Raw genomic sequence first — 16,702 nt, 5'->3', positions numbered from 1 at the left:
CGCCGGAGTGCGTCTCACCGGGTGGACGCGCCTCCAAGCGGGGGTGCGGGACCCGATACGCTCCGCTCGTGGCTGAGATCCAGATTCCCGCTGACATCAAGCCCGCCGACGGACGCTTCGGCGCGGGCCCCTCCAAGGTGCGGACCGAGGCGCTGGACGCCCTCGCCGCCACCGGTACCTCCCTGCTCGGAACATCGCACCGCCAGGCTCCGGTCAAGAACCTGGTCGGCTCGGTGCGGCAGGGACTCCGGGACCTCTTCTCCCTCCCCGAGGGCTATGAGGTGATCCTGGGCAACGGCGGCTCCACCGCCTTCTGGGACATCGCGACCGCCGGTCTGATCGAGCGGAAGTCGCAGCACCTCACCTTCGGCGAGTTCTCCTCGAAGTTCGCCAAGGCCGCGAAGCTCGCGCCGTGGCTGGACGAGCCGTCGGTGATCTCCTCCGAGCCGGGCACGCACCCCGAGCCGGTCGCCGAGGCGGGCGTGGACGTGTACGCGTACACGCACAACGAGACCTCCACGGGCGTCGCGGCCCCGATCCGGCGCGTCGCGGGCGCGGACGCCGGTTCGCTCGTCCTGGTGGACGCGACCTCGGGCGCCGGTGGACTTCCGGTGGACATCACCGAGACCGACGTCTACTACTTCGCCCCGCAGAAGTCCTTCGCCTCCGAGGGCGGCCTGTGGCTGGCGGCGTTCTCCCCGGCGGCGCTGGAGCGCGCGGCGCGCGTCCACGCGTCCGGGCGGCACATCCCCGAGTTCTTCTCGCTGCCGACGGCGATCGACAACTCGCTGAAGAACCAGACGTACAACACCCCCGCGCTGTCCACGCTGTTCCTGCTGGACCAGCAGCTGCGGTGGATGAACGCGCAGGGCGGCCTGGAGTTCACCACCGGGCGTACGGCGGCCAGCGCCCGCCACCTGTACGGCTGGGCGGAGGCGTCGAAGTACGCCACCCCGTTCGTGCAGGACGCCGACAAGCGCTCGGCCGTCATCGGCACGATCGACTTCTCGGACGACATCGACGCGGCCGCGGTCGCCAAGGTGCTGCGCGCCAACGGCATCGTGGACACCGAGCCGTACCGCAAGCTCGGCCGCAACCAGCTGCGCGTCGCGATGTTCCCGGCGGTCGACCCGGCGGACGTGCAGGCGCTGACCGCGTGCATCGACTACGTCATCGAGCAGCTCTGACCTGAGCGCGGCATCCGAGCCCCCGGCGACCCCTGGTCGCCGGGGGCTCGGGCGTTCCCGGCGCGGGGGCTCGGCGGGTGGTCCGCGCGGGCCGGCTCGGCACGGGGCCGGGACCTTGGTCCCAAAAATCGGGGCAAAGAGCATGCAAACGGGCACCCCTTCCCCACCGCGCGGCCTGCGCTTTCCTCCTCCGGGACCTTCGGCAGGGGGCTTCGGGGGCCCGGAGGCCGGATGCAACCAAAGCGCCCAGGATGTCCCTCATGTCTGGTGTGCCGGGAAAAACCCCCGGCCCGTTCAGGAGGAAACCCATGCGCAAGGCACTCACCATCGCGGGCGTGGCCCTGGCTTCGACGATGGCCCTCGGCGCCACCGCCGCCGCACCCGCTTTCGCCGCCACGACCCCCTCGGCCGGCCCGTCCGTGAGCTCCGGCACCGGCACGGACTCCGGCACCGGCTCCGGCTCCCACGCGGCGGCCGACGTACGGCTCACGCTGCCGTCCTCCCCCGTCAAGCCCGGCGACGCGATAAGCATCGGCGTCTCCGCCCCCGCCGGGTCCAGGTTCAGCGTGTCCTCGGCCGCGCTGGACGGGGTCAGGCTCACGGAGGAGAAGGGCGGCTGGAGCGGCACCGGCACCGTCGCCCGCGTCCAGGACGGCGGCTACGGCGTCTCCCTCACCGGCACCGGCCCCGACGGCGCCAGGATCCAGGCCACCGCCCAGCTGAACGTCAAGGCGGGCACCACCCCGAAGCCCACCCCCGCGCCGTCCACCCTCCAGCTCTCCCAGGACTTCGGCCGCCCCGGCGACAAGGTCGTCGTCACCGTCAAGACCTCCGAGAAGGACGCGTACGTCTCCTCCGGCGCCTTCGCCGGCGGCCGCGTCAACCTCAAGGGCGACGGCAAGGGCACCTTCACCGGCACCGCGACCGTCGCCGACGGCGTGCGGACCGGCTACTACGGCGTCGACGCCTTCGCGGGCGGCAAGAAGTTCGACACCGTGAAGTTCTCCACCGAGGCCAAGGGCAACCCCCACGTGAAGCCGCACGTCGACCCGAGCGTCAAGCCCCTGCGCCCGTCCGAGCACAAGGTGCCCAGGGGTTCCGTGAACACCGGCCAGGCCCCCGCCGCCACCACCATCCCGGTCACCGCCGCCACCGCCGCCACCGCCTCCCCCGCCGAGGTCTTCCGTGGCTGAGTACGCCCCCGCCCGCCGGAGCGGCCGCACCCGCCGTGCGGCCGCCCTGGCGGGGGTCTCGGCCCTCGCCGTGGCCCTCGTCTCCGGCTGCTCCTCCGGCGCCACCGCCGCCACCGCCGCCGGGACGCCCGCCGCCGCGCAGGCCGCCTCCGCCCTCGCCCCGTCCGTGCCCGACCGCATCACCATCCCCGGCATCCACGTCGACGCCCCCCTCGACACCGTCGGCGTCGACGCGCAGGGCGTCATGCGGGAACCGGACTTCGCCAAGCCCGACGACGCCGCCTGGTACAAGGACGGCCCCACCCCCGGCGAGCCCGGCGCGGCCGCGATCGTCGGGCACATGGACACCCCCCGGGCCCCGGAAGCCGTCTTCTTCAACCTCAAGGAACTGAAGAAGGACGCGGAGATCGAGGTCCACCGCACCGACGGCAGCACCGCCCTCTTCGCCGTCGACGCCGTCGACGCCTTCAAGAAGGACGCCTTCCCCACCGGCAAGGTCTACGGCGACACCCACGGCAGGGCCGAACTCCGCCTGATCACCTGCGGCGGCGGCCTCACCGCCGACCGGCACTGGGACTCCAACGTCGTCGTGTTCGCCCACCTGACGGGCAAGGCGTAGCGCCCCTCCCGCCACGCGATACCTTCAGAGCGTTCGGGGCAGAAGATCAAGGCCCAGCACATCTTGGAGGCAGCGGCGTGAACGTGCGAGTGACGGCGGCCCAGAGCGGCATGGACCCTTTCAGCACGGCCCGGCTGCGGCGCTCGGTGCTCGACGCCTGGGGCGCCGGCCCGGCCCGTTTCCGCGAGGACGCCAACGCCGAGGAGGACCTGGCGCTCGGCGGCTACCGGGACCGGCTCGTCGTCGAGCTGGCCCAGAACGCCGCCGACGCCGCGGCCCGCGCCCGGGTCCCCGGCCGGCTGCGGCTCACCCTGCACCCCGCCGGCCCGGACGGCCCGGCGGTGCTCGCCGCCGCCAACACCGGTGCCCCGCTGGACGCGACGGGCGTGGAATCGCTCAGCACCCTGCGCGCCTCCGCCAAGCGCGAGGAAGCCCGGGACTCCGTCGGCCGCTTCGGCGTCGGCTTCGCCGCCGTCCTCGCCGTCAGCGACGAACCGGCGGTGCTCGGCCGGCACGGCGGCGTCCGCTGGTCCCTCGCCGAAGCCCGCGAAATGGCCCGCGAGGCCTCCGCGTTCAGCCCCGGCCTCGGCGACGAACTGCGCCGCCGCGACGGACACGTCCCGCTGCTGCGCCTGCCGCTGCCCGCCGAGGGCACCGCCCCCGAGGGCTACGACACGGTCGTCGTCCTCCCGCTGCGCGACAGCGCCGCCGAGGACCTGGTCCAGCGGCTGCTGTCCGGCGTGGACGACGCCCTGCTCCTGACCCTGCCCGGACTGCGCGAGATCGTCGTGGAGAGCCCCGCCGACGGCGCCCGCACCCTCTACCGGCGCACCGAGGGCCCGTACACCGTCATCGAGGACTCCGCGTACGGCACCCACCGCTGGCGCACCGCCCGCCACCACGGCCCCATCGCGCGGGAACTGCTCGCCGACCGGCCCGTCGAAGAGCGGCTGCGGCCCACCTGGTCCGTCACCTGGGCCGTCCCCGTGGACCCCGACGGCGCGCCCGAACGCCCCCGCACCGCAGCCGTCTTCCACGCCCCGACCCCCACCGACGAGCCCCTGGGCCTGCCCGCCCTGCTCATCGCCTCGCTGCCGCTCGACACCACCCGCCGCCACCCCGCGCCCGGCCCGCTGACCGACTTCCTGGTCGAGCGCGCGGCGGACGCGTACGCCGAACTCCTCGGCGCCTGGGACCCGGTGAGCACCGCGCTCGTGGACCTCGTCCCCGGCCCGCTCGGCAAGGGCGAACTCGACGGGGCGCTGCGCGCCGCCGTCCTGACCCGGCTGCCCCGCACCGCCTTCCTCGCCCCCGCCGCACCCCCCGAGACCCCCGAGACCCCCGAGGAGCGGGCCGCGCTGCGCCCCTTCGAGGCCGAGGTGGTGGAGGGCGCGGGCGCCGAGACCGTACGGGTCCTGGCCGAGGTGCTGCCGACCCTGCTGCCCGCCGGACTGGAGCGGCGCCCCGAGCTGCGCACCCTCGGGGTGGGCCGGCTGCCGCTCGGCGACGCCATCGAGCGGATCGCCGGCATCGAGCGGACCCCCGAGTGGTGGCACCGCCTGTACGACACCCTGGCCGGGGTGGACCCCGACCGGCTGTCCGGGCTGCCCGTCCCGCTCGCCGACGGCCGCACCACCATCGGACCCCGCCACGTCCTGCTCCCCTACGCCGACACCCCGGTCAACCTGGCCCGCCTGGGCCTCAAGGTGGCCCACCCCGACGCCGCGCACCCGCTGCTGGAGAAGCTCGGCGCCCTCCCGGCCACCCCCCGGGCCGTCCTGACGACCCCGCAGGTCCGCGCCGCCGTCGCCGCCTCACTGGACGCCGGGGAGATCTGGGACGAGGACGCTGACACCGTGGACCCGGAGGAGCTGGCCGAGACCGTGCTGACCCTGGTCCGGGACGCGCGCCTGTCCCCCGGCGACGAACCCTGGCTGGGCGCGCTGGCCCTGCCCGACGAGGACGGCGAACCGACCCCGGCCGGGGAACTCCTGCTCGCCGGGAGCCCGCTGGCCTCGGTCCTGCGCGAGGACGAGATCCCGTACCTGGACGCCGCGCTCGCCGAACGCTGGGACGCCGACGTCCTGGCCGCCTGCGGGGTGCTGACCGCCTTCCAGCTGGTCCGCGCCACCGACGTGGTCCTCGACCCCGACGAACTGGAGCCCCGCGAAGGGGACTTCGCCGAGCCCGACGACGCCGGTCTGCTGGACGCCGTCGACGTGTGGTGCGAGGACCTCCGCGACCAGCTGCCCGACACCCCGGTGCCGCCCGTGGCCACCGAACTGATCGCCGTGCGCGACCTGGACCTCGTCGACGACGACCGCTGGCCCGAAGCCCTCGCCATGCTCGCCCAGCCCCCGTTGCGCGACGCCCTCACCCAGCCGGTACGGATCCTGCTCCCGGACGGCACCACCCGCTCCGTGCGCCCGTACACCGCCTGGTGGCTGCGCGACCACCCCGTGCTCGACGGCCGCCGCCCCGCCGGACTGCGCGCCGCGGGCGGCGACCCACTGCTGGAGGGGCTCTACACCCCGGCCGACGCCACCGGCTTCGAGGACGAGCAGGTCCTGCGCGCCCTCGGCGTACGCACCACCGTGGCCGCCCTCCTGGACGAACCCGGCGGCGCGGCCGAGCTCCTGTCCCGCCTGGCCGACCCGGACCGCGAGGTCACCTCCCACCAGCTGCACGGCCTGTACGGGGCCCTGGCCGATCTGGACCCCGAGCAGGTCACCCTGCCCGACGAGCTGCGGGCGGTGGTGGACGGGGAGGTGGTCGTGGTGGACGCGGCCGACGCCCTCGTCGCCGACGCCCCCGACCTGCTCCCCCTCACCGCCGGCCTGCCCCTCCTGCCGGTCGCCCCGTCCCGGGCGGCCGACCTGGCCGACCTCCTCCAGGTGCGCCGCCTCTCGGACACCGTCCCGGCGGAGGTGACCACCCCGGGCGAGGAGCACGAGGTCCCGGCGCCGGTCCGCGCCCTGCTGGGCCCGGCCACCCCGCGCACCTACCTGGAGCACGAGGAACTGATCGCGGGCGGCACCGAACTCGACTGGCGCCGCACCCCAGACGGCACCCTCCACGCGGCCACCCTGGAGGGCGTGGCGGCGGGCCTCGCCTGGTCGGCGGGCCAGTGGCCCCGCCGCTTCGAGGTCGCCGCCCTCCTGGAAGACCCCTCCCGCACCCCAGAACTGGCCCGCGACCGCTGGTTCGACTGACCGGCCCGCCTCCCCCGGGGATCCGCCGGATCCCCGGGCCCGGTGCGGGTCAGAACCGGAACAGCACCCCGCGCCAGATCCACCCCGCGCCGAGAACCGTGTCGCGCAGGGGGTCCTTCATCTCGCGCGAGCTGTAGCGGAACGTCTCGACCAGCCGCCGCCGGCCGTCGGGGCCCTTCTGGAACTCCCACTGGCGGGCGAACCTGGTCGACCCCCCGCGGCCGTACTGCCGGCTGCCGGAATGGTCGTACGACAGCTCCCTCCCCCACTGCTCCTCCAGCGTGCGGACCTCACGGACCGCCGGGACCAGCCGCATCCGGATCTTGACGTTCAGGTCCAGCTCCGGGATCCGGCGCTCCGCCACCAGATCGGCCTTCTCCTTGGGAAGGCCGTGCCGCACCCGGAAATCCCCGTCCGGGCCGCCCAGCGCGAGCAGCGCCTCCCGCAGCTCCATGGTGGGCAGCGACCCGCCGCTCCCGTCCGGGTACGCGGTTCCGGTCCATTTGTCCCACAGACGTCCCACCGTCAGACTCCCTCTCCGGTGACCGGGTGCACGGACCGCACGAACGCCCGGAAGTCCTCCAGAACGCCGCCCTCCTGAGCCACGGTCGAGGTCAGCGCCAGCCGGACCAATGCCCGCTTGCCCGGATCCTCCGTGTCCAACAGGAACAGATAGACCTGTGACTGGACGAAGTCCCGAAGCGAATCGCCCACGGCTGCAGAGAAGGTGATCCGCTGAGCCAGAGCCGGCGAATCGGGGGTTCCCAGCTCGCTGCGCCGGGTCACCGCCACCTCCTCGGCGAACGAGCGCAGGCGCTCCACCGACGCGTCAGCGAGATCGGCCGGTGTCACGTCCTCCTTGGGGAAACCGCCGTCGACGGTGATGTTGACGGCGAAACCGCCGTCAGGCTGTGGCCGTACGGCGGCGTAGGCCACGTCCTCAGGTGCGGGAGCGGGGACCCAGCCCTCCGGCAGGCTGAATTCGATCGGCACCGGCAGTGTCGCTGGCATTTCGGATCCTCTTTCCACAGGGACGTGCATCAGTCGAACCAGCCACCGATCTCGTGGGCGACGTCGCCGACGGCAGTCTTCACCTTGTCCGGATCGACGGTGATCTCCAACCCCAAAGCCCCGCCCAGACCGGGGGACAGACCTCCCTTCCCGCCGATCTTCCACGCGCCGGTCTTCTCGTCCTCCTTCCAGCCCAACCAGGCCTCCGCACCGGGGCCGACCCACCCCTCGGCCATCAGGCCGAGGCCGAGGCCGCCGCCTTCCACGCCCGCGGCGCCGGAGGCCTTTCCGCCGGCGAACGCCTTGGCGCCGACGGTGACCTCCTCTTTGGTGAGCTTCGAGCCGGCCGAGGCCTCGCCTCCGGCGAATGCCTCGACCCGTACGTAACCGGTGTGCGGACCGTATTCGGCCCGGCCCTCCTGGAGGAACCGCACACCTGCGGACACCTCGCTCTTGCCGACGAACCCCTTGTCGGTGATGCCGAGGTTTCCGGTGGCCCTGGCACCACCGTAGATGTCCTCCACCCCGGAGAGCTTTACTCCGCCGGAGGTCTGCTCGCCGTGGCCGGCGATGTGGAAGAGGTCGGCGTACGCCTTGATGGATCCTTCCTTGCCGTACTTCATGCCGCTGACGGTGAAGCCTGCGTCGGGACCGGTCATGGTGAAGGCGTCGGTGTGTGTCCTGATGTCGGCGGGCTCGTGCTTCTTGGCCTTCGCCAGATCGCCCTCGGCGTAGTTGTTGAAACCGGTGAGGGTTCCGTCGGCGCCCTTGCCCAGGGCGTCCCTGTTGCTGTCGACGACGGCGGCTTCGAGGGCGTCCTTGACGTGCGTGTCGGCTTCGGAGACGGCCTTCACCCGGTCGTCGATGTGCTTCTGCCACTTGTCGACCGCAGCGCGGATGGCGGCTTGGCCATCGGCGTCGTGCTGGTAGGCGCTGCGCTCCGCGGGCGTGAGCCTGGAGTAGTCGAAGGTGACCTGCCCCTGTTCGGAAACGCTCATGCCGGCGGCTATCGCGTCGTCACGGGCGCTCTCCAGCTTCGACTTGAACGCGACGAACTGCTCATGGGCACCACGCAGCAGGCGTACTCGTAACGCGTCGCCGTGAACCTCGTCTGCGCGACACCGGCGCTGACACCGGACCAGTTGTCCCCCATGACGATCTTCTGGACGGTTTCGCCGTAGCGGGCCTCGATTTTCTTCAGTTCGCCCGCCATCGAGTCCCACTTGGCCGCCGTCGACGCCAGGAGGCCGAGTCCGGTGGTCATGACTTCGCCGTACGTCACCATCGCGGCCCCCTGCCTCCGCCCGGAGCGGAGGGCCCCGTCGGACCGCTGTTCAACCGCAGGCCCACCGAGCCGGAATCGTCTGACACGCCGTGCCTCCCCGTTGCAGGCGACGATCATAGGCATGCCAACTTTGCGCGCGCCAACGCCCCGGGACCCTTGCGGGGCGGGGGAGTTGATGGGGTTGGCGCGTCTCTGAGGGGGCTACGCCGGGAACCTGCGGGTGACCCAGCGGAAGGCGAGTTCGATCGCGGCGGCCGCGGCCGCGGCGATGGCGACCGCGATCCAGGGCATCGTGACGCCCTCCAGCTTGAGCTGGAAGAACTCCTGGAGCCAGGGCACCACGAGGACGATCACGAAGGCCCCGCCCATCGCACCGACCAGGGCGACCCGCCACCAGGTGTACGGGCGGGCGATGATCGCCAGGACCCACATCGAGGTGAGGAACAGCGTCAGCGTCGCCGCGCTGGTCTCCGCCTGGAGGGCGTCCGGGCCGGAGTAGTGGGCGCGGGCGAGCACGTACGTCACGAAGGTGGCGACGGCGGAGATGACCCCGCCAGGGATCGCGTACCGCATGACGCGCTTCACGAAGTGCGGCTTCGCGCGCTCCTTGTTCGGCGCCAGGGCCAGGAAGAACGCGGGGATGCCGATGGTGAGCGTGGACAGCAGGGTCAGGTGGCGGGGCAGGAACGGGTACTCGACCTGGGAGCAGACGACCAGGACGGCCAGGAGGACCGAGTAGACCGTCTTCGTCAGGAAGAGGGTCGCGACGCGGGTGATGTTGCCGATGACGCGGCGGCCCTCGGCGACCACCGAGGGCAGGGTGGAGAAGCTGTTGTTGAGGAGGACGATCTGCGCGACGGCGCGGGTGGCCTCCGAACCGGAGCCCATCGAGACGCCGATGTCGGCGTCCTTGAGGGCGAGCACGTCGTTGACGCCGTCGCCGGTCATGGCGACGGTGTGGCCCTTGGACTGGAGGGCGGCGACCATGTCCCGCTTCTGCTGCGGGGTGACGCGGCCGAAGACCGCGTTCCCGTCGAGGACGGCGGCCATCTCGGCGCGCTCCGTGGGGAGCTTGCGGGCGTCGACGGTGTTCTGCGCGCCGGGCAGCCCGAGCTTCCCGGCGACCGCGCCGACGGAGACGGCGTTGTCCCCGGAGATGACCTTCGCCTTGACGTCCTGGTCCTCGAAGTAGCGCAGGGTGTCGGCGGCGTCGGGGCGCAGCCGCTGTTCGAGGACGACGAGAGCGGTGGGCCGGGCGCCGCCGGCCACGGCCGCGTCGTCGAGGTCACGGGCCGAGCGGGCCAGCAGGAGGACCCGTAGGCCCTGTTCGTTGAGGCCGTCGATCTCCTCCAGCGCCGGGTCCCCGGCGGGCAGCAGCACGTCGGGGGCGCCGAGCAGCCAGGTGTTGTTCTCGCCGTCGCCCTCGCTGAAGCTGGCGCCGCTGTACTTGCGGGCGGAGGAGAAGGGCAGGGACTCGGTGCAGCGCCACTCGGCGCTGTCGGGGTAGGCGTCGATGATGGCCTGGAGGCTGGCGTTGGGCCGGGGGTCGGACTCGCCGAGGGCGCCGAGCACCTTCTGCACGTAGGCCGGGTCGGCGCCGCCGAGGGGGCGGAGCTCGGTGACGTCCATGCCGCCCTCGGTGAGGGTGCCGGTCTTGTCGAGGCAGACGACGTCGACGCGGGCGAGGCCCTCGATGGCGGGGAGCTCCTGGACCAGGCACTGCTGGCGGCCGAGGCGGATGACGCCGATGGCGAAGGCCACGGAGGTCAGCAGGACGAGGCCCTCGGGGATCATCGGGACGATGCCGCCGACGGTGCGGGCGATGGCGTCCTTGAGGTTGTTGTCCTTGACGACGAGCTGGCTGATGATCAGGCCGATCGAGGTCGGGACCATCATCCAGGTGACGTACTTGAGGATGGTGGAGATGCCGGTGCGCAGCTCGGACTGGACGAGCGTGAAGCGGGAGGCCTCTTCGGCCAGCTGGGCGGCGTAGGCCTCGCGGCCGACCTTGGTGGCGGTGAAGGCGCCCCCGCCGGCGACGACGAAGGAGCCGGACATGACCGGGTCGCCGGGCTTCTTCAGGACGGGGTCGGCCTCGCCGGTGAGGAGGGACTCGTCGATCTCCAGTCCGTCGGCCTCGCCGACGGTCCCGTCGACGACGACCTTGTCGCCGGGGCCGAGTTCGATGACGTCGCCGAGGACGATCGCGGAGGTGGAGATCTCGGCGGTGGTGCCGTCGCGGCGGACGCTGGGTTTGGCCTCGCCGATGACGGCGAGGCCGTCCAGGGTCTTCTTGGCGCGCATTTCCTGGATGATGCCGATGCCGGTGTTCGCGATGATCACGAAGCCGAAGAGGCTGTCCTGGATGGGCGCGACGAAGAGCATGATCACCCACAGGACGCCGATGATGGCGTTGAAGCGGGTGAAGACGTTCGCGCGGACGATCTCGGCGGTGGAGCGCGACGAGCGGACGGGGACGTCGTTGACCTCGCCGCAGGCGACCCGTTCGGCGACCTCGGCGGTGCTGAGGCCGCCCGGTTGGAACCGGGGGGCGGGGGGCTTCACCGGGTGTACGGGGTCCAGCTCGGCCCCCGCGTCGATGGCGGGGCCGGCGCCGGAGCGCTCCGGCCCGTCATGGTCGATCTTCGCCCGCTGCGTCATGCTTTCGACGGTAAAGGGCGGCGGGACGCTTCACCCGCCGAGAAGCCGGAAGATCCGACTTCAGGATGAGCGGAATCGTCCCTTGGTCGGGCGCCTAGCGCTCGGAGTCGGGCGCCTCGGGGGACGCGGCGCCGGCCGCGCCGGACGCGCCGGCCGCGCCGGACGCCTGCCCGGCCACAGGCCCGGCCGCCGGCCCGGCCGCGGCCCCCGCCGCGCGCTCCGCGGCGTGGCGCTTGAGCGCGGCGTCGCGGCCGCGGACGTACCAGATGCCGATCAGGCCGAGGGCGCCGCCGGCCGCGCAGGTCCACGGCCACCACAGCAGGTCACGGTCGGCGAACCAGCCGTAGAAGGGCAGCTGGACGAGGAACAGGGCGAACCAGAGGATCGTGCCGCCGGTGATGGTGGCGACCACCGGGCCCTCAAGGGGCTCGGGCGCCTCGTGCTGAGCAGTCCACTTCGCCATGGCACCAGTCTAGGTGGCGCGTTTTCGGATCTACGCGCGGAGATGGACCGGCCACCGCTCATGTGTTCATACTGAAACGGTTTGCCTACGGCCGGATTCGTTCGTATGAACCCCCAACTGACCCGTTTGAGGACCGCATGAGCACCTCGGCACCCGCCGCGGCCCCCACCAGCAGTCTCGACCGCTACTTCAAGATCTCGGAGCGCGGCTCGACCGTCGCCCGCGAGATCCGCGGCGGCTTCGCGACGTTCTTCGCGATGGCCTACATCATCGTGCTGAACCCGATCATCCTGGGCAGCGCGAAGGACATGTACGGCCACCAGCTCGACGGCGGCCAGCTCGTCACCGCCACCGTCCTGACGGCCGCCTTCACCACGCTCCTGATGGGCGTCATCGGCAACGTCCCGATCGCGCTGGCGGCGGGCCTCGGCGTCAACACCGTCGTCGCCCTCCAGCTCGCCCCGCGCATGAGCTGGCCCGACGCCATGGGCATGGTGGTCCTGGCGGGCTTCGTGGTGATGCTGCTGGTCGCCTCCGGCCTGCGCGAGCGGGTCATGAACGCCGTCCCGCTGGGGCTGCGCAAGGGCATCGCGATCGGCATCGGCCTGTTCATCATGCTGATCGGCCTGGTCGACTCCGGGTTCGTCTCGCGCATCCCGGACGCCGCGCACACCACCGTCCCGCTCCAGCTCGGCAGCAACGGCCACCTGCACGGCTGGCCGGTCCTGATCTTCGTGGTGGGCGTGCTGCTCACCCTCACGCTGCTGATCCGCAAGACGCCCGGCGCGATCCTGATCTCCATCGTGGTCATGACCGTGATCGCGGTCGCCGTGCAGCTGGTCACCGACCTGCCGGACCTCGCCTGGGGCCTGACCGTGCCGCAGTGGCCCGGCAACCCGGTGGCGGCGCCCGACTTCGGGCTCGTCGGCCAGGTCAGCCTGTTCGGCGGCTTCGGCAAGGTCGGCGTGCTGACCGGCGTGCTGTTCGTCTTCACCGTGCTGCTGTCCTGCTTCTTCGACGCGATGGGCACCATCCTCGGCGTCGGCGACGAGGCGAAGCTGATCGACAAGGAGACCGGCGAGTTCCCCGGCATCAACAGGGTCCTGCTGGTCGACGGCCTGGCCGTCGCCGCGGGCGGCGCCACCTCCTCCTCCGCGACCACCTGCTTCGTGGAGTCCACGGCGGGCGTCGGCGAGGGCGCGCGCACCGGCTTCGCGAACATCGTCACGGGCGGCCTGTTCACCGTCGCGCTGTTCCTGACCCCGCTGGCCACGATGGTGCCCTCGCAGGCCGCCACCCCCGCCCTGATCGCGGTCGGCTTCCTGATCATGGCCGGCTCGGTCCGGGACATCGACTGGAGCGACTTCACCATCGCCGTCCCGGCCTTCCTGGCCATGGTGATGATGCCCTTCACCTACTCGATCACCAACGGCATCGGCTTCGGCTTCATCAGCTTCTGCGTGCTGCGCCTGGCGACGGGCCGGGGCCGCGAGGTGCCGGCCGCCATGTACGTGGTCTCGGCGGTGTTCGTCTTCTACTACGCGATGCCGGCGCTCGGCCTCACGTAGGACCACCCGCCCCGGCCCCGGCGCGGCCCCGGTGCGGCCCGGTTCTGGCGCGGCCCGGCCGTCAGGTGAGGCCGTCAGGTGAGGCCGTAGAACTTCTCCGTCTCGTCGACCGCGGTCTTGAACCGCTCGTCGAAGTCATCGCGAATGAGCGTCCGGACGACATAGTCCTGGACGCTCATTCCGCGTTTGGCGGCATGGTGCCGGAGCCGGTCCAGCAGCTCACCGTCTATGCGCATGCTCAGCACATGTGTCCCCATGGCGAAAAGGGTCGGGGCAGACGGTGCGGACGCGTGTCACTTTCCGCCGCCGGCTCACCCGTACGAGTGACGGGAGATACCCGGTGTTCTTTAGGTAGAGTAATGAGTTATTCTAAGTACATGCATGACCTCTCCCATGGCGACGATGCTGCCGCCGTGAACGACCTCCGCTCCGCCGTCATGCGGCTGGGCCGGCGCCTGAAGCACCAGCGCGTCGACGAATCGCTGAGCCCGACCGAGATGTCGGTGCTCGGCACGCTCGCCGGCTGCGGCCAGGCCACTCCCGGTGAGCTGGCCCGGCGCGAGCACGTCCAGCCCCCGTCGATGACCCGCATCGTCGCGTTGCTGGAGGCCAAGGGACTGGTCAGGCTGGAGCCGCACCCCGATGACCGCCGCCAGAAGGTGGTCAGCCAGACCGAGGAGGCCGAAGCGATGCTCGAAGAGAGCCGTCGCAAGCGCAACGCCTTCCTGGCAGGGCTCGCGGCCGAGCTCACCGAGGACGAATGGGCCAAGCTCCGCGAGGCCGCTCCCGTCCTGGAGAAGCTCGCCCACCTGTAGGAACGACGCCCAGGAGGCGAACGCTTTTGAGTACGGGAACCGGAGCAGACTCCGCACCCGGCCACACATCCACCCCCTCTAGCGCGGCACCCGCGGACCGGAAGAACTCGATGTTCTCCTCCCTGCGGATCCGCAACTACCGGCTCTTCGCGACCGGCCAGGCCGTCTCCAACACGGGCACCTGGATGCAGCGCATCGCCCAGGACTGGCTGGTCCTCTCCCTGACCGGCTCCGCTTCCGCCGTCGGCATCACCATCGCCCTGCAGTTCCTGCCGATGCTGCTGTTCGGCCTCTACGGAGGCGTCCTCGCCGACCGGCTGCCGAAGCGGCCGCTGCTGATCGCGACCCAAGGCGCCATGGGCCTGACCGGCGTCGCACTCGCCGTCCTCACCCTCGCCGGACACGTCCATGTCTGGCACGTCTACCTCGCCGCCTTCGTACTCGGCCTGGTCACCGTCGTGGACAACCCGGCGCGCCAGACCTTCGTCCCCGAGATGGTCGGTCCGTCGCAGCTCGCCAACGCGGTCAGCCTGAACTCCGCCAACTTCCAGTCCGCGCGGCTGGTCGGCCCGGCCATCGCCGGCGTACTGATCACCGCCGTCGGCTCCGGCTGGGCGTTCCTGCTCAACGGGCTGTCCTTCGCGGCGCCCATCGCGGCCCTGCTGATGATGCGGACCGCCGAACTGCACCCGGTGGCGCCGCAGCCGCGCGCGAAGGGACAGCTGCGCGAGGGCCTGCGCTACGTCGCGGGCCGGCCCGAACTGATCTGGCCGATCGTGCTGGTCGGCTTCATCGGCACCTTCGGCTTCAACTTCCCGATCTGGCTGTCCGCGTACGTCAGCGAGGTCTTCCACGGGGACGCGGGCACGTACGGGCTGTTCAACACCCTGATAGCGGCCGGCTCCCTGGCGGGCGCGCTGCTCGCCGCCCGGCGGGGCCGGGCCCGGCTGCGGCTGCTCGTCGCGGCCGCCGCGCTGTTCGGCGGCCTGCTGCTGGTGACCGCGTACGCGCCCGGCTTCTGGCTGTTCGCGGCGCTGCTGGTGCCCGTCGGGATGTTCGGCCTGACCGTCAACGTCGTGGCCAACTCCAGCGTCCAGCTGGCCACCGACCCCGAGATGCGGGGCCGGGTGATGGCCCTGTTCATGATGGTGTTCACCGGCGGCACCCCCGTCGGGGCGCCGCTCGTGGGCTGGATCACCGACACCTACGGCGCCCGGGTCGGCATGGCCACCGGAGGCCTGGTCTCCCTGGCCGCCGCGCTCGGCGTCGCCGTGGTGCTCTCGCGCGTCGGCAACCTGCGCCTGAGCGTGAACCGGCGCGGCGTCACCTTCGTGCCGTCCGCCCGCCGCGACGAGCTGGTCGCGGCGGCCTGACGCCATCCCGGGGGGCGGGGCCCGGAGGCCGCCCCGCCACCCGGGCCCGGGGGCTCGCGGGGCCTACGGGTCCTCCTCGGGGATAGGGTCGGCGCATGAGGCTCTTCGCCGCCGTACTGCCGTCCGCCGAAGCCGTGACGGAGCTACGGGAGGCCCTCGCCGCCGTGGACCGGGGTACGGGGCTGCGCTGGACCGACGAGGCGGGGTGGCACTTCACGCTCGCCTTCATGGGCGAGGTCCCCGACCCGCTGCTCCCCGACCTGCACGCCCGCCTCGCCCGCGCGGCCTCCCGTACCGCGCCGTTCACGCTGCGGCTGCACGGCGCGGGCCACTTCGGCGAGCACGCCCTGTGGGCCGGGGCGGCCGGCGCCCTGGACTCCCTGCGCCTGCTCGCCGAGCGGGCCGACGCCGCCGCCCGGCGGGCCGGCGTCCCGATGGAGCAACACCGCCGGTACACCCCGCACCTCACCCTCGCCCGCAGCCGCGGCGGGGGCGGTGGCGGCCTGGGGACGTACGTCGACGCGTTGGCGGGCTTCGAGGGCACGCCCTGGCGGGTCGACACCCTGAGCCTGGTCCGCAGCAACCTTCCCACCAGCGGCGTCCCCGGCGAACGCCCCCGCTACGAAACCGCCGCCGCCTGGCCCCTCACGGGCTGACCCCCACCCACGAGAACCCGGCCGGCCCCGGCCCCCCACCCGCCGAACCCGGACACACCGGGTCCGCATCTGCCAGACCCGCACCGGCCGGGCGCCCACCCGCCGGGCGCACACACCAGGCCCGCACCCGCCGGGCCCGTGCCAGCCGGCCCCGCGCCAGCCGGGCGCCCACCCGCCGGACCCGGATACACCGGGCCCGCATCTGCCAGACCCGCACCGGCCGGGCCGGAACCCGCCCCCCGAGCCCGCGCCAGCCGGGCTCGCACACACCGGGCGGGCACCCCCGGCCCCCACCCGCCGAACCCGCACCGGCCGGGCCGGATCTTGCCCGGGCCGCCTCGGCCGGGCCGGAACCCGCCGAGCCCGCACCGGCAAGGTCGTGAGGAACTGGTCCGCACCCGCCGGGCCCGCACGCACCGGACCCCCGCCCCCCGGGCCCGCACACGCTGGGCCCGCCGGGCTAAAACACGACCGGCCCCGCCGCCCCCGCGCCGACCGCGTCCGGCCCGGCGGCGGCGCATGTCCGGGCCCGGCCCGGAGGGGGGCGCGCAGGGTTCGGGCGCGGTTCATCCGGGTGTGGCCCGGTCTTCGGGGGGCCGCATCCGGATTCCGGTGAAACAGAACCAGTAGAGGCGATCCCGGCATGCTCACGCCGAGTA

15 protein-coding genes are annotated in these 16,702 nt (G+C 72.7%); 8 read left to right on the top strand and 7 right to left on the bottom strand.

Translation table 11 applies throughout. From position 1 onward, the window contains the following. Positions 1 to 68 precede the first annotated feature (68 nt). The 4 genes from serC (at position 69) to ACFYYT_RS27050 (ending at position 6,211) form a co-directional block, all read left to right on the top strand. On the top strand, positions 69 to 1,187 hold the full coding sequence (gene serC / locus ACFYYT_RS27065; RefSeq protein WP_351829383.1) for a phosphoserine transaminase: 1,119 nt from the start codon (positions 69 to 71) through the stop codon (positions 1,185 to 1,187). A 308-nt stretch (positions 1,188 to 1,495) separates the two neighbouring features. Next, the gene (locus ACFYYT_RS27060; RefSeq protein ID WP_351829380.1) at positions 1,496 to 2,380 is read left to right on the top strand and encodes a hypothetical protein; all 885 of its coding nucleotides are present in this window, start codon (positions 1,496 to 1,498) and stop codon (positions 2,378 to 2,380) included. Continuing rightward, the gene (locus tag ACFYYT_RS27055) at positions 2,373 to 2,999 is read left to right on the top strand and encodes a class F sortase (protein ID WP_351829377.1); all 627 of its coding nucleotides are present in this window, start codon (positions 2,373 to 2,375) and stop codon (positions 2,997 to 2,999) included. Before ACFYYT_RS27060 ends, ACFYYT_RS27055 begins: the two co-directional genes overlap by 8 nt. Positions 3,000 to 3,109: 110 nt before the next feature. After that, entirely contained in the window at positions 3,110 to 6,211 is a 3,102-nt protein-coding gene (locus ACFYYT_RS27050) for a sacsin N-terminal ATP-binding-like domain-containing protein (protein WP_351829402.1), read from the top strand. A 49-nt stretch (positions 6,212 to 6,260) separates the two neighbouring features. Here ACFYYT_RS27050 and ACFYYT_RS27045 read toward each other — a convergent pair whose 3' ends face one another. The 6 genes from ACFYYT_RS27045 to ACFYYT_RS27020 form a co-directional block, all read right to left on the bottom strand. After that, on the bottom strand, positions 6,261 to 6,734 hold the full coding sequence (locus tag ACFYYT_RS27045; RefSeq protein ID WP_351829374.1) for a hypothetical protein: 474 nt from the start codon (positions 6,732 to 6,734) through the stop codon (positions 6,261 to 6,263). Between the two features lie 2 nt (positions 6,735 to 6,736). Next, a complete protein-coding gene (locus tag ACFYYT_RS27040) occupies positions 6,737 to 7,222 on the bottom strand; it encodes a hypothetical protein (protein ID WP_351829373.1) in 486 nt (161 codons plus the stop codon). 29 nt (positions 7,223 to 7,251) lie between these two features. Then, positions 7,252 to 8,220, bottom strand: a complete 969-nt coding sequence (locus tag ACFYYT_RS27035) for a hypothetical protein (protein WP_351829370.1) — start codon at positions 8,218 to 8,220, stop codon at positions 7,252 to 7,254. 8 nt (positions 8,221 to 8,228) lie between these two features. Beyond that, positions 8,229 to 8,486, bottom strand: coding sequence for a hypothetical protein (locus tag ACFYYT_RS27030; protein ID WP_351829368.1), 258 nt, complete (start codon positions 8,484 to 8,486; stop codon positions 8,229 to 8,231). A gap of 222 nt (positions 8,487 to 8,708) precedes the next feature. After that, positions 8,709 to 11,168 carry an HAD-IC family P-type ATPase gene (locus tag ACFYYT_RS27025; protein WP_351829365.1) on the bottom strand — a complete coding sequence of 820 codons (2,460 nt, stop codon included), beginning with the start codon at positions 11,166 to 11,168 and terminating at the stop codon, positions 8,709 to 8,711. A gap of 94 nt (positions 11,169 to 11,262) precedes the next feature. Further along, positions 11,263 to 11,631, bottom strand: coding sequence for a DUF2530 domain-containing protein (locus ACFYYT_RS27020; RefSeq protein WP_388609514.1), 369 nt, complete (start codon positions 11,629 to 11,631; stop codon positions 11,263 to 11,265). 137 nt (positions 11,632 to 11,768) lie between these two features. Between ACFYYT_RS27020 and ACFYYT_RS27015 the strand changes: the two genes are divergently transcribed. Further along, positions 11,769 to 13,199 carry an NCS2 family permease gene (locus ACFYYT_RS27015; RefSeq protein WP_351828084.1) on the top strand — a complete coding sequence of 477 codons (1,431 nt, stop codon included), beginning with the start codon at positions 11,769 to 11,771 and terminating at the stop codon, positions 13,197 to 13,199. Between the two features lie 74 nt (positions 13,200 to 13,273). Here the strand turns inward: ACFYYT_RS27015 and ACFYYT_RS27010 are convergent, their stop codons facing one another. Continuing rightward, positions 13,274 to 13,456, bottom strand: coding sequence for a ribbon-helix-helix protein, CopG family (locus ACFYYT_RS27010; protein WP_267091081.1), 183 nt, complete (start codon positions 13,454 to 13,456; stop codon positions 13,274 to 13,276). 120 nt (positions 13,457 to 13,576) lie between these two features. Here ACFYYT_RS27010 and ACFYYT_RS27005 point away from each other — a divergent pair, with 120 nt between their 5' ends. From ACFYYT_RS27005 to thpR, 3 genes are all read left to right on the top strand, one after another. Continuing rightward, positions 13,577 to 14,014 carry a MarR family transcriptional regulator gene (locus ACFYYT_RS27005; RefSeq protein WP_351828081.1) on the top strand — a complete coding sequence of 146 codons (438 nt, stop codon included), beginning with the start codon at positions 13,577 to 13,579 and terminating at the stop codon, positions 14,012 to 14,014. Between the two features lie 26 nt (positions 14,015 to 14,040). Beyond that, a complete protein-coding gene (locus ACFYYT_RS27000) occupies positions 14,041 to 15,387 on the top strand; it encodes an MFS transporter (RefSeq protein ID WP_351828079.1) in 1,347 nt (448 codons plus the stop codon). Positions 15,388 to 15,482: 95 nt separating this feature from the next. Further along, a complete protein-coding gene (gene thpR / locus ACFYYT_RS26995; protein WP_351828076.1) occupies positions 15,483 to 16,043 on the top strand; it encodes an RNA 2',3'-cyclic phosphodiesterase in 561 nt (186 codons plus the stop codon). Positions 16,044 to 16,702: the final 659 nt, after the last annotated feature.

Source organism: Streptomyces sp. NPDC002032 (assembly GCF_042890765.1).
In the GTDB taxonomy this organism is placed as follows: domain Bacteria; phylum Actinomycetota; class Actinomycetes; order Streptomycetales; family Streptomycetaceae; genus Streptomyces.
Note: the sequence above shows the minus strand (reverse complement) of the source record. Positions and strands in the feature narration are given on the sequence as shown.

Coding starts and splice junctions, on each gene's coding strand:
- ACFYYT_RS27060 (WP_351829380.1), top strand. CDS start 1,496: ATGCGCAAGGCACTCACCATCGCGGGCGTGGCCCTGGCTTCGACGATG.
- ACFYYT_RS27050 (WP_351829402.1), top strand. CDS start 3,110: ATGGACCCTTTCAGCACGGCCCGGCTGCGGCGCTCGGTGCTCGACGCC.
- ACFYYT_RS27040 (WP_351829373.1), bottom strand. CDS start 7,222: ATGCCAGCGACACTGCCGGTGCCGATCGAATTCAGCCTGCCGGAGGGC.
- ACFYYT_RS27035 (WP_351829370.1), bottom strand. CDS start 8,220: ATGAGCGTTTCCGAACAGGGGCAGGTCACCTTCGACTACTCCAGGCTC.
- ACFYYT_RS27030 (WP_351829368.1), bottom strand. CDS start 8,486: ATGACCACCGGACTCGGCCTCCTGGCGTCGACGGCGGCCAAGTGGGAC.
- ACFYYT_RS27025 (WP_351829365.1), bottom strand. CDS start 11,168: ATGACGCAGCGGGCGAAGATCGACCATGACGGGCCGGAGCGCTCCGGC.
- ACFYYT_RS27020 (WP_388609514.1), bottom strand. CDS start 11,631: ATGGCGAAGTGGACTGCTCAGCACGAGGCGCCCGAGCCCCTTGAGGGC.
- ACFYYT_RS27015 (WP_351828084.1), top strand. CDS start 11,769: ATGAGCACCTCGGCACCCGCCGCGGCCCCCACCAGCAGTCTCGACCGC.
- ACFYYT_RS27010 (WP_267091081.1), bottom strand. CDS start 13,456: ATGGGGACACATGTGCTGAGCATGCGCATAGACGGTGAGCTGCTGGAC.
- ACFYYT_RS27005 (WP_351828081.1), top strand. CDS start 13,577: ATGCATGACCTCTCCCATGGCGACGATGCTGCCGCCGTGAACGACCTC.
- thpR (WP_351828076.1), top strand. CDS start 15,483: ATGAGGCTCTTCGCCGCCGTACTGCCGTCCGCCGAAGCCGTGACGGAG.